This window comes from Nocardia sp. 348MFTsu5.1 (genome assembly GCF_000383535.1).
In the GTDB taxonomy this organism is placed as follows: domain Bacteria; phylum Actinomycetota; class Actinomycetes; order Mycobacteriales; family Mycobacteriaceae; genus Williamsia; species Williamsia faeni.
Window position 1 is genome coordinate 289,949 of the sequence record NZ_KB911509.1, and the last position, 12,055, is coordinate 302,003.

Here is a 12,055-nt window from a genome sequence, read left to right on the forward strand (position 1 = left end):
CCACTATCAGTTGTATAACGAAGTACACATCGGTCACCAGTGCCTCGTTCCACTTTCGCAACGGCCCGCTCGCAGTGCGCGCTCTTCTGCACTTGCCGGCAGCAACGCGGACGACTTGGTTCGCGGGCGGTCCGTTCCGTCCATCGGAATGATCGGTTTCCCTGTGCCACTGCGCCAATTAGCGTGACCGGTCAGGAGACCGGCCCGCGGGCGTGGTCTTGCTCAATGCCGATCATGCGGGAGATCTCAATGCCTGAAGAGAACAACAACCCGTTGGGACGAAATCGTCGACGTGGTTGCCGTCGGTAGTGGTGAAGGGGATCAATCTGAGGCAGTGACGTCCGCCCACCGGCGCAGAGGCGGCTTGGGTGCGGTCAAGTCTTCATCGACGGTCTCGCAGGTCACCGACCAACTGTTCTCCTGGTCGAACCAGAGGGCCTCGTCTTCCTTGATCATTTCAATGTGATCGAGGGCGATACGACCCAGTTCCTCTACCGCCTCGGCGTCGCGGAAGATGTATTCGGAGATCACGTCGTAGTGGAGGTCCGCCGGCCCGCCGGTCCAGCCCGCACCCACCGCTTTGAAGCGAAGCCCCTCGACGAGGTAGTTCCGGCTGTAGCTCGTCCACAGGTGACCAAACAGGTTGACGGCGATTCGGGAATGACTCTGCTCATAGCCTTCGCGAAACTGCTCAGGCGTCAGATCGGGTCTGCGCTTGGCCATGATGAGCATCTTGATGGGCATTGGGTTCCTTTATCCGGTGGAAAGCTTGCGACCAGTCGCCCCAAGGTAGTGCGAGTCTGTTGGATGTTAGGCGATTTGATGTGGTCCGACCGGCGTTTCGGTGGTTGTGATGGCGCGGACTTTTCCAGCGACAACGCTTCCTGATTTATCCACCCGTAAAGTGTTGTGTGACAAAGGCTTTCTGGAATCGTTTGCGTCAAAAAACTGCGGCCCACTCGACGGTAACGAAGGCCCGCTAGACGGTAACGAAGGCCCGCTCGGCGGTAACTACGGCACGCTCGACGGCGACTTTGGCACGTTCGGCGGTAGGCGCCTCGCGCGCTCCAGTTGGGGCCTCGACCAGCGACGGTGCATCGGCGAGATCTGCCCCGGGACGCAAAAATCCGGTTCTCGATGAGAACCGGATTGATTGCCAGATACCGACTGACCTACATGCTGTGGCCAGAGTCGGGATCGAACCGACGACCTTCCGCTTTTCAGGCGGACGCTCGTACCAACTGAGCTACCTGGCCGAACGGCACCCAGGCGAACCTGAATACCTAGTCGCAATTACTTGCGACCCTGACGGGACTCGAACCCGCGACCTCCGCCGTGACAGGGCGGCGCGCTAACCAACTGCGCCACAGGGCCTTGCTGTGCTTGCCGGTGTCAATGGCATGCGTACCCCCTACGGGATTCGAACCCGCGCTACCGCCTTGAAAGGGCGGCGTCCTAGGCCGCTAGACGAAGGGGGCCGGTGTTCCCCGTATGGGAGCGGACTCAGCATATGACACAGAAACCGAATGTGAGAAATCGGGCCCGTGACCTGCGGAATATCCCAGATGCTCGCTCGCCGCCATCGTGACACTGAGGGATCATCCAACCATTCCGGTCCAGATCGGCGACACTGATCACCGTGACCGATTCGCAGAGTCCGGCAGGCTCATCACGCGCTGATCCGCCCGACGCCAAGCAAGCACCCAGTCAATCGCCACCGGTCGACCCCCTCGCTGTCATGCGGTCGAAACCCTATTTCGTGGCACTGGTCATGGCCGCAATCCTCGGCATCCCGATTTCGTTCGCTGCGTACGGCTTTCTGGCAGCGGTATCGAAGATTCAGAAGTTCGTGTTCGACGACCTTCCCGAGGACGTGTTCAGCGGCGGCACACCCGCGTGGTGGCCGGTTCCGTGGTTGGTCCTCTGTGGGCTCCTGACCGCACTGACAGTCCGATATTTGCCGGGCAACGGCGGACATTCACCGGCTTTCGGTTTCCACAACGACGCGGGTCCCCCAGTCGACAAGGAACTCCCCGGGATCATCCTCGCGGCGCTTGCCACACTGAGTCTGGGTGCAGTCCTCGGTCCCGAGGCACCACTGATCGCGATCGGCGGTGGTCTTGCCGCGTTGACCGTCCATCTGGTGAAAAAGGATGCGCCACCGATGGCGGTCGTCATCATGGCATCAGCCGGCAGTTTCACTGCGATCAGTACGTTGCTCGGTTCGCCCCTTCTCGCCGCATTCCTGATCATGGAAATCGCGGGCATCGGGGGCGCGACACTGAGTCTGATGGCAGTGCCGGGTCTCCTCGCCTCCGGAATCGGTGCGCTTGTCTTCATCGGTCTGGACGACTGGACCGGACTCGGCACGTTCTCTCTGTCACTGACCTCGATTCCACCGGCGCCGGACCCCACGGTGGCAACACTGGCCTGGGCCGTCGTCGTCGGTGCGATCGCAGCGGTTCTGGGCTGGCTCATCCACAGTCTGGGCCTGTCGCTGCGCCCGATCGTGCATGTGAACCGGATCCTCGTGACGGCGGTTCTCGGCCTGCTGATCGGCCTCACCGCGATGGTGTATCAGCTCGTCTCGGACAACAGCTTCACCCAGGTGTTGTTCTCCGGTCAGGACGCGCTACCGCTGGTGGTCGAGCATGCCGCCGACTACTCGGTCTGGGTGTTGATCCTGCTGGCGGGCTGCAAGACACTCATGTACGGACTCTCACTCGGTGCGTTCCGCGGCGGACCGGTATTCCCGGCGATGTTCGTCGGCGCCGTCCTCGGCATTGCGATGAGCGGACTGCCGGGCATGAGCTTGGCGCCGGCCGTCGGGATGGGTATCGGCGCGATGTGTGCGGCGATGCTGCGGCTCCCGTTGACCTCCGCACTCCTGGCCGTCGTGTTGCTCGGCGCAGACGGCGTGACGGTGACCCCGCAGGTGGTCGTCGCCGTCGCGGTTGCTTTCGTATTGATCAACGTACTCCCGGCTTCGGTTCCCGCCGTCAAGAAGAAGGCTGAAAATGCCCAGTGATCACACCCTCGAAGATGCGGTGGCCCTGGCCCGTGAGAACAACGGTCTCGCCGTGGTCGCCACCCTGCGCGAGAATGGAACAATTCAGGCGTCGATGGTCAATGTCGGACTTCTTCCCCACCCGAACACCAAGGAACAGGTCCTGGCTTTTGTCACCTACGGAAAGGTCAAGCTGAAGAACCTGCGCGCCCGCCCACAGGTCACCACCACTTTCCAGCAGGGCTGGAAGTGGGCCACGGTGGAAGGCGTTGCCGAAATTGCCGGTCCCGACGATCCGCAGCCATGGCTCGACGACGAGCGTCTGCGCACGCTTCGTCGGGAGGTATTCGTCGCTGCCGGTGGGACACATGATGATTGGGACGAGTACGACCGCGTGATGGCCGAGCAGGGCCGGGCTCTGGTGTTCGTACGCGTGGAACGTGTGTACAGCAACTGAACCCGGGCCGGCGATGCCAAACAATTGGCCAGATAAACGGTTGTTGCGCAGAGGTATTGAGCATTCGTAGCTTTTGTTACGCGCCACGCTCTTGTCAGAGTTATTGAAACACCGGCCGCACAAACTCGATTGTCATATTCTCGAAGAATGTCGATCGCGCATGGAGTCGGCCCAACGTTGGACGATCTTCGGCCGATTATGCCCTCGACCTCGAGCACCTTCCCGGTCTACGCCGACCTGGTGGACAAACTCGTTGCCCCCGAGCCCGGCCGGGACCCGGTTGTCGCCCACGCCCTTGCCGTGGCGTCCGGGTACGCGTATTCCGACGGCACCACCATAGCGACGATGATGGCGAGGATGGGGCTGCCGGAAAGCCAGTGGCTGGGAATCGAGATGACTGTCGATGCGATGTTCATCAGGTCAACCGCCTACCTCATCCAAAGCGCAGACGGCCGCGTCGTGATTCTGGCTTATCGAGGAACCGAACCGACGAACCTGGTCAGTTGGCTGACCGATGCCGATGTCTATCCGGACAAGATCACGATCGATTTCGACAACCCCGACGACCCCACCGAAGAAGCACGCCAATACGACGTCCACGCCGGCTTCTACCGCAATGTGCGCGCGACTCGGTTTGAGATAGCAAAAGCACTCAACCGAGCGCTCCGAGGAGAGTCGATCCGTCCAGGACCACCACCGCAATCCCGATTTGAATCCGACGACCACTCCGACGAAGCACCGACGTCAGCCTCGGACTCGGCCGGCCCGATGCCGAACCGGATGGAGACCCTGTACATCACCGGCCACAGCCTCGGCGGCGCCATGGCGTCGATGCTCACCGTCATGGTGCGGACCCTGGAACCCTATTCCGAGATCGCATCAAAATTGAAGGGCACCTACACATTCGGCGCACCAATGATCGGTGAACCAGCATTGGCACGCGCATCGGAACGGCGCCCTGACCTCGGGCCAATGGTGTACCGCTATGTGTACGACCGCGATCCGGTCCCGCAGCTTCCCCCAACCGTGTCCGGGGAGTTCGCGCACTTCGGATCCGAGCGGCGCTACCGGATCGGTGACGGCTGGGCCGATGTGCCCAACAGCACCCAGGCCTCAAACCCATTGCGGGTGATCGAATCCTTCCTGGCATTTGCTGCCCGTCAATTCAGCGTTCTGCGATGGATACCGTTCCAGGTCTCCATCAACGACCACCTACCGCACAACTACATCACCGCGATCACTCCGCCCGGCGTGCCGAACGAGTTCGGCGATGCCATGTTCGCCGACGAGTCCGTTTCTCGCGGGCCGTGGGGTCTCCCGTTTCTGGGTTGATCGCCCGCACGGGCGGATGACTCTCCAGTTGCGATCTCATTGATTCAAACCGACAACGACGCTGACCCGCAGGCCAGCGCGTCCTGGTGACGAAATCGTCTGCAGCAGCGAAACTCTGGGTACCGTGCCTGACAACTGCCTGGTAAACCTGATCAGATGTGCAACACGCTCAGCGCTCGACCCACAGCGCCCCGAACGCTGAGCGGTACCGGCAATCTATTCGCGGGGTCGAACTTCGCCCCAGGTATTCCAGTGCACGACGGCTTCGACCGGCTGCCGCTTCGGTTGTGCCCACCTGCCCCGAGCCGGGTAGCCCAGCGGGATGAGCGCCATGCTCAGCGCGTCGGCGGGCAGTCCGAGCAACGTCCGCAGTTCCTCTTCGTGCGCGACATGAAAACTGGTCAGGGTGCTGCCGAGTCCGTGGGCGCGGGCTGCCAGGGTGAGCTGTTGTACGGCACCGTAAATCGACGCTCCCAGTCGCGGATCCTGCGAGTCGGCGGCGTTGCGCAACACCGGAATAACCCACACGGGCGCCTCCTGAATGTGATCGGCCAGGTGCTCGGTTGCGCGATAGGCCGCAGGACTGAGCCCGGTATCGGACGGGGCCGCACCCAACACTTCCTCGCGCCGAGGCCCGTAGGCGCGCTGCCAGCCTTCCCGATACCACTGAGCGACCTGTTCTTTGATCGCGGGATCGGTGACGACAACCCACCCCCAGGCCTGACGGTTGCCTCCGGTCGGCCCCCGAGTGGCGGCATCGAGCACATCCCAGAGCACGTGCTCCGGGATCGGCCTCTCGGACAGGTATCGGCGCGCAGGGGTGCTCTGCAGTGCCTCGAGAAGCCCGATCGAATCGGGTTCGGCAGATGGACGAATGGACGGAGAAGTTGACATGGCACCGAACACTACTCACACCGGACCCACAACGAAAGAGGCACGGGGTCTTGGGGTCTCGGGAAACTGGTCCAACGGTGCGGGCTCACTGCTTGTCGGACTCTCACTGCGCAGTGGCGGAACCAGTCCCGGCTTACTCGCCGACCGGATTCAGACGGCGGAAGCGGCTGGACTGAACTTCTTGGTCTTCGGCGCGCGCGATCCGGAGTCGACAACAGAACACGAATTGCTCAGCGCCGTCGAGGTTGCGGCCTACGCGACGGCACTGACCTCCGCGATCGGCCTGGTTGCGGCAATACCGACCACCCACGCCGAACCATTCCACGTCTCCAATCAACTCTCGAGTCTCGATCGGGGAAGCAACGGCCGGGCGGGCTGGATTGCAACAATCGATATCTCCACCTCATGGGCACAAGCCTTTTCGACCTCGGCACCCGATATCCGCACCGCGCAACGCGAGGCCGCGGCAGTCATCGACACCACCCGCCGGCTCTGGGATTCGTGGGAAGACGGCGCCCTGCTCGCCGACGCTCGTAGTGGTCGATTCCTCGATGCGGACAAGATCCACTACATCGACGGCACCGGTGAGTTCTTCGATATCAGAGGTCCGGCGCTGATGCCGCGGCCGGTGCAAGGGCAGCCGCCCGTATTCGCACCGGTTGATCTGGGTTCGGCCGGCGTGGATGTCGCACTGGTGTCAGCGGGGACCGAGCTGGAACTGATCGGGGCAGCAGAACGCGCTCGCAGTGCAGGCACAGCCCGCGTGCTGGCCGAGATCGTTGTCTCGGACCGCAGCGAGTCCGCAATCCATGATGAGCAGCGGTTACATTGCCGCAGCGACGATTCCACGATCCCGGCGCTGCTTGATCGGCTGCGCCATCACGTCGACGGAGTTGTGCTCTACCCCACCGAACCCGATGCGCAGCTCCCGTCGCTGCTGCGCGACGTGGCGCCCGAACTCGAAGCCTCAGGCCTACTCCGAAGACCACGACCCGGCTTGACGTTGCGCGAACAGTTCGGGCTTCCGCGGCCGCGGAGCCGCTACGCCACAACACATCTACAGGAGACGGGAGCGCGTCGATGACCACCTCGGACGATCAGCGACCGGACGCCAGACTGCATCTCAACGGGTTCTTTCCCTTCGGGCCGAACTACGTGTGGGACGAGGCGGAAAGCCCGGAAATCTACTACCAGTTCGAAAGTTTCGCGCAGCTGGCCCGCACAGCCGAACGCGGGCTGTTCACCGCGATCTTCCTGGGAGACAGTCAACGTCTACGCGAACATCTCGGACGGATCACCGACACCGTGGTGACTGGGCGCCCCGATCAGTTGGTTCTGTACTCGCATTTGGCAGCGGTCACCGAACGAATCGGATTCGTGGCGACACTGAATACGACGTACAGCGATCCGGTCGACCTGGCGCGGCGCATCGCCACCGTCGACCTCCTCAGCGAAGGACGAGTCGGCTGGAACCTGGTGACCACCGACAACGCCTGGACCGGTGAGAACTTCCGCAAGGGCGGATACCTGCGCAACGAAGACCGGTACCGGCACGCGCTCGAATACCTGACCATCGCACAGCGGCTCTGGGATCAGCAGTCGGTGGACTTCCACGGCGACTTCTACGACGTCGTTGCGCAGCCATCGGTCCCACAGAGCCCCCAGGTGCATCCGGTGCTGTTCCAGGCCGGCGAATCCGACGAGGGCCGCGACTTTGCCGCCCGCCATGCCGAAGCAGTGTTCTCCCGCTACCTCGCACTGGAACCGGCACTCGAGTTCGCCGGCGACCTGACCCGTCGTCTGCACGCCTACGGCCGAGGACGTGACGAGATCAAGATCATCCCTGGCGCGCACATCACCCTGGGCGACACGACAGCCGAAGCGCATGACAAGGCGCGCTGGTTCTACGAGAACACCTGGACCGACCGGCGGATCATCGCGGTGATCGAAAGTGTGTGGGGTCGCGACCTTTCCGACCATGACATCGATGGACCTCTACCTGCATTCGATCCGGTCAAGGCCGACCAGACGACCACCCACGGAGTTGTCAACAGCCGTGATAGGCCGCTACACACCGCGAGACAGTGGCGGGAGCTCGCGCAGGATCGCGGACTGTCGATTCGAGGATTGGTGGCCCACCTGAACAAGACCGTCGAGTTCGTCGGCACCCCGGACTCTGTGGCCGACGAATTGACGCACTATGTGCGATGCGGCGCCATCGACGGTCTCAACCTCACGCCCAACTCTGTGCCTGGCGGATTCGACGACGTCGTCAACCGACTCGTACCCGAACTGCAGAACCGGGGCAGCTATCCCGACGCATACCCGGGATCAACACTTCGCGAGAACCTCGGGCTCCAGGCACCTGTCGCACATCGGCTGCCGGACTTGAACATTCACACAAAGGACCATTACAGCATCGGCGCCGGCATCTAACGAGGCGCTGCGACCAGATTGGCGCAGTCGGTCACAGCGGATCCACAGCTTCCTGCCAGTGGAATTGCCGGGACCGCTGCCATTCTCGGTGGATGAGATATGACACGCCGGTTCGTGTGGTGCCCCGATGGTGGCGGGATGCGTCGGTCATCGGGCTCTGGGCGATCCCGATGTTCGTCATCGCCCTGTGGGTCTCGAACGGTGGCCTCGCGCAATTCACCTCCGCCGCGGACGGCTTCACATCGCTGGGCCGACTCACCGGGTTGGTCGCGTCAGCGCTACTGCTGATCCAGGTCTTCCTGATGGCACGGGTGCCGTGGATAGAGAAGGCATGGGGTCAGGATGAGTTGACCCGGCTGCACCGGGTTGTCGGATTCACCTCATTCACCTTGCTACTGGGTCATGTGGTGTTGATCGTGATCGGCTACGCCAGTGCACAGCCGCACCTGATCTGGTCCACGATCGTCGACCTCACCCTGAACTACCCCGGCATGCTGCTCGGGATCGCCGGATTCGGCGCGCTCTGCATGGTCGTGGTGACGTCTTTCAGGGTGGCGCGGCGTCGCCTCCGGTACGAGTCGTGGCATCTGATCCACCTCTATGCCTACCTCGGCGCGGGTCTTGCTCTGCCACACCAACTATGGACGGGCCAGGACTTCCTCGCCTCCCCCGTTTCCACGGTGTTCTGGTGGACCCTCTACGCCGTCTGCCTCGCCGCTGTGGTGGTATTCCGGTTGGGACTACCACTGTGGAGGTCGACGCGAGAGCCGATCCGGGTGCTCGATGTTCGTGCCGAAGGTCCCGACGCCACCACAGTGACCGTCGGCGGCCCGGGCGTCAAACACCTCCGCGCGCAAGGGGGTCAGTTCTTCCAATGGAGGTTCCTCGACGGACCCGGATGGACACGGGCACATCCGTATTCGCTGTCGGCCGCACCCACTTCGTCAACCCTCCGATTCACAGCAGCTCGGGTCGGCGACGGGACGGACGCGCTGGGTGCACTACGACCCGGCACACGGGTACTCGTCGAGGGTCCTTATGGTCGGATGCACCCCGGGACCCGCACCAACCAACGGGTGCTGCTCGTCGGCGCAGGTATCGGAATCACCCCGATGCGGGCGCTCCTGGAGTCGCTGCCCCAGGCGCCCGGCGACGTGATGATCATCAATCGGGTTCGATCTGACACGGAGGCGATCCTCGCGCACGAAATCGATTGCCTTGCCGATGAACTCGGCGCGCAGCACCATGTGCTGGCCGGTGGGCGTATCCACGGCCGCGCCAGTTGGTTACCCGAGACCGCTGCGGCGTGGGACGACGCACGGGCGCTGCTCGGGATCTGTCCCGACGTCAGCCACCGGGATGTCTACGTCTGCGGTCCGCCGGCCTGGGTGCACGCATTCAGCAAGGCTGCCGGTCGCGCGGGAGTGCCGGCCGCCAATATCCACGTCGAACTCTTCGAGCTCTGAAAGGGATCACCCGAAATGCGTCGAATCACCATGTGGCTGTTGGTCACTGCCACCGTCTTCGTTCTCCTCTTCTCGTACCACACGTCAACCGACAGCGGCGTCGGCACGGGCACAGCCACCTCGGTCGCTGCACCCATCACCGCACCCACGACGCCGGCGCCCGGCACCGCCGGGACCGATTCCCCGTCGAGCGACTCGAGCCCCAACACCACGGACACGACGACATCGGCCGCCCAGACCTACACCGGAAGCAGTGTCGACACCCGGTGGGGACCGGTCCAGGTGCGAATTGCCGTGGCGGACGGGCAGATCACGTCGGCCACCGCGGTGGTCTACCCACAGAACAACCACCGCGATCAGGAGATCAACGCCGAAGCCGTGCCGGTCCTGGAACAAGAGACCGTCACGTCGCAGAGCGCGGACATCGACATGGTCTCGGGTGCAACTGTCACCTCCGACGGTTATATCCAGAGTCTGCAATCTGCCATCGATCAGGCGAGGCTCGGATGATCACGACTCGCGCGTGGGTGGAACAGATCATGGGTATGCCGATCTCGGTGCATGTCCGCGCGTTCGACATCGATCGCGCGGAGATCAGGCACGCCGTCGAACAGGTCTTCACCCACCTCCGTCGGGCCGACTCGGTGTTCAGTACATATAGCCCCGACAGCGACCTGATGCGCTCGCGCCACGGCCGGGTCGCAGCCTCCGACCTGGACCCCTGGATCGGGAAGGTCGACAAGCTCTGCCGCGCAGCCACAGGCGCGACCGGTGGACTCTTCACCAGCGACCTCCTCGGACCCGACGGAACCCGCGGTTGGGACCCCACCGGCCTGGTCAAGGGATGGGCCGTCCGCGACGCCGCCGAGCACCTGCGCGGCATCGACCACATCGGGTTCTCCATCAACGCCGGTGGTGACATCGTCTGCGGACTGGGTCGAGGGAGCACCGCACTCGCGAGTCCCTGGCGCATCGGCATCCAGGACCCGAATCGGCCCGACATCATCGCCCGCGTCGTCGACGTCGTGGACGGGGCCCTTGCGACGTCTGGCACCGTGGCCCGCGGCAACCACATCATCGACCCGCGAACCGGGGCGCCGGTACGACGTCGCTCGTCGACCACGGTCATCGGTCCGGATCTGATGTGGGCCGACATCTGGGCCACAGCAACATTCGTCGACACCGCTGCAATGACCGACCGCCCCGAATGGAGTGCGTACACCCTCCTGTTGCTGTGACTGGCAGAAGCACGCGCTTCAGTCACAAACACGAGTTCGCACGTGCGCTTGTGACTGCAGCATGTGCCTCTGCGCCGGGGAGCGCTACCGGCGCGTTCAGGCTGATCAGGTGTTCTTGCGGGTCAGCGCGGTGACCGCGCGCGCCATTGCCGCGGAGTGGCGTCGAACCGGTCGCGGAACCACCGGGAGAAGTTGCTTGGCGAAGCGAATCCGAGCAACTCGGCGACCTCGGTGAACGAGTGGCGCCGGCCCTCGACCAGGTGCCGCGCCAAGTCGGCTCGGGCGTCGTCCAGCACGGCGGTGAATGTCGCGCCCTCCGAGGCGAGACGGCGGTGCACGGTGCGCCGGTCGACGCCCATGCTGCGGGCGATCTGTTCGATTGAACACCGTCCCGTCGGGAGCAGCATCTCGATCAACTCCCGCACCCGCGCGGCCGTCCGCGGCTGCTTGTCACCGGAGCCGTCCGGTGGGAGCACCCGCTGTACATAGGTCCGCAGCTGCGGGTCGGACATCGCGTTGGGACGGTCGAGGTCGCTTTCGTACAGCACCACACCGTCGAACTCGTGGTCATAGCGCACCACGGCCGGAAACATGCGCCGGGCCGTTGTGGTGTCGGCGGGCTCGGGATGCCCGAAGCACACTGCCAGCGGCCGCCAGTCCGGGCCGAGAAAGCCGCGCAGCAGGCCGAACAACACCCCGACGGCGAGGTCGACGGACTGGCGGTGTGTCTGACGTGTACCCAGGTCGAAATCGATCCGCACAGAAGCGATTCCGTCCGCGGTGGTCACTCGGGTGTGCAGCACCTCGTTGTACATGCTCTCGTGCCGGATCAGCACTTGCAGCGCGCTGCGCACGTCGGGCTCCTCGCGCAGAACCAGGCTGAGCGGGCCGAGGTGCGACAGCCGCCGCAGCTCCGCCAACCGCAGGCCGAGGTCCGGCCGCCCGGTCTGCGACGCGGTGCGCTCGAGGAGCTCCACGACTGATTCCGCCGGCACCCACCGATCCTGCGAACGGACACCGCCCGGGTCCAGGCCCGTCGAGCGCAGTAGCGCTCCCGGGTCGGCGCCGAGGGTACGCGTCAGCTCGACGTAATTGGCCAACGCGGCGTACCGCACGAGGGGCTTCACGACACCTCCATAGATGTGAGGCAGATCTCCTCATGTCCCGATTTGAATAAAACTCCGTCCCGCGAGGAATAGTTTACCCCCTCCCCAGCGCCGTAATG

The 12,055-nt window shown here is 63.7% G+C and carries 11 protein-coding genes and 3 tRNA genes; 8 read left to right on the top strand and 6 right to left on the bottom strand.

The window, feature by feature from the left end:
• Positions 1 to 321 precede the first annotated feature (321 nt).
• The 4 genes from H290_RS0101325 to H290_RS0101340 all read right to left on the bottom strand — a co-directional run bounded on the left by H290_RS0101325 (position 322) and on the right by H290_RS0101340 (position 1,478).
• Complete coding sequence (locus tag H290_RS0101325) at positions 322 to 744, bottom strand: EthD domain-containing protein (RefSeq protein WP_020104952.1); 423 nt, start codon at positions 742 to 744, stop codon at positions 322 to 324.
• A gap of 438 nt (positions 745 to 1,182) precedes the next feature.
• Positions 1,183 to 1,256 (bottom strand) — tRNA-Phe (locus H290_RS0101330).
• 44 nt (positions 1,257 to 1,300) lie between these two features.
• Positions 1,301 to 1,374 (bottom strand) — tRNA-Asp (locus H290_RS0101335).
• A 31-nt stretch (positions 1,375 to 1,405) separates the two neighbouring features.
• Positions 1,406 to 1,478, bottom strand: a tRNA-Glu gene (locus tag H290_RS0101340).
• Positions 1,479 to 1,639: 161 nt separating this feature from the next.
• On the opposite strand from H290_RS0101340, the gene H290_RS0101345 reads away from it, so the two are divergent.
• From H290_RS0101345 to H290_RS0101355, 3 genes are all read left to right on the top strand, one after another.
• Complete coding sequence (locus tag H290_RS0101345; protein ID WP_020104953.1) at positions 1,640 to 3,028, top strand: chloride channel protein; 1,389 nt, start codon at positions 1,640 to 1,642, stop codon at positions 3,026 to 3,028.
• On the top strand, positions 3,018 to 3,464 hold the full coding sequence (locus H290_RS0101350; protein WP_020104954.1) for a TIGR03618 family F420-dependent PPOX class oxidoreductase: 447 nt from the start codon (positions 3,018 to 3,020) through the stop codon (positions 3,462 to 3,464). Before H290_RS0101345 ends, H290_RS0101350 begins: the two co-directional genes overlap by 11 nt.
• Positions 3,465 to 3,611: 147 nt before the next feature.
• Entirely contained in the window at positions 3,612 to 4,796 is a 1,185-nt protein-coding gene (locus H290_RS0101355) for a lipase family protein (protein WP_028462632.1), read from the top strand.
• Between the two features lie 216 nt (positions 4,797 to 5,012).
• Here the strand turns inward: H290_RS0101355 and H290_RS0101360 are convergent, their stop codons facing one another.
• Positions 5,013 to 5,690 (bottom strand): nitroreductase family protein, encoded by a 678-nt coding sequence (locus H290_RS0101360; protein WP_020104956.1) that lies wholly within the window; start codon positions 5,688 to 5,690, stop codon positions 5,013 to 5,015.
• Here H290_RS0101360 and H290_RS0101365 point away from each other — a divergent pair.
• From H290_RS0101365 to H290_RS0101385, 5 genes are all read left to right on the top strand, one after another.
• Entirely contained in the window at positions 5,689 to 6,774 is a 1,086-nt protein-coding gene (locus H290_RS0101365; RefSeq protein WP_020104957.1) for an LLM class flavin-dependent oxidoreductase, read from the top strand. The genes H290_RS0101360 and H290_RS0101365 overlap by 2 nt on opposite strands.
• Positions 6,771 to 8,126 (top strand): LLM class flavin-dependent oxidoreductase, encoded by a 1,356-nt coding sequence (locus tag H290_RS27495; RefSeq protein ID WP_020104958.1) that lies wholly within the window; start codon positions 6,771 to 6,773, stop codon positions 8,124 to 8,126. Before H290_RS0101365 ends, H290_RS27495 begins: the two co-directional genes overlap by 4 nt.
• A 92-nt stretch (positions 8,127 to 8,218) precedes the next feature.
• Positions 8,219 to 9,592, top strand: a complete 1,374-nt coding sequence (locus H290_RS0101375; protein ID WP_020104959.1) for a ferric reductase-like transmembrane domain-containing protein — start codon at positions 8,219 to 8,221, stop codon at positions 9,590 to 9,592.
• Positions 9,593 to 9,607: 15 nt separating this feature from the next.
• Positions 9,608 to 10,102 (top strand): FMN-binding protein, encoded by a 495-nt coding sequence (locus tag H290_RS0101380; RefSeq protein ID WP_020104960.1) that lies wholly within the window; start codon positions 9,608 to 9,610, stop codon positions 10,100 to 10,102.
• Positions 10,099 to 10,830 carry an FAD:protein FMN transferase gene (locus H290_RS0101385; protein WP_020104961.1) on the top strand — a complete coding sequence of 244 codons (732 nt, stop codon included), beginning with the start codon at positions 10,099 to 10,101 and terminating at the stop codon, positions 10,828 to 10,830. The genes H290_RS0101380 and H290_RS0101385 overlap by 4 nt, the downstream gene beginning before the upstream one ends.
• A gap of 122 nt (positions 10,831 to 10,952) precedes the next feature.
• Here the strand turns inward: H290_RS0101385 and H290_RS0101390 are convergent, their stop codons facing one another.
• Positions 10,953 to 11,957, bottom strand: coding sequence for an AraC family transcriptional regulator (locus H290_RS0101390; RefSeq protein WP_020104962.1), 1,005 nt, complete (start codon positions 11,955 to 11,957; stop codon positions 10,953 to 10,955).
• Between the last annotated feature and the right edge of the window lie 98 nt (positions 11,958 to 12,055).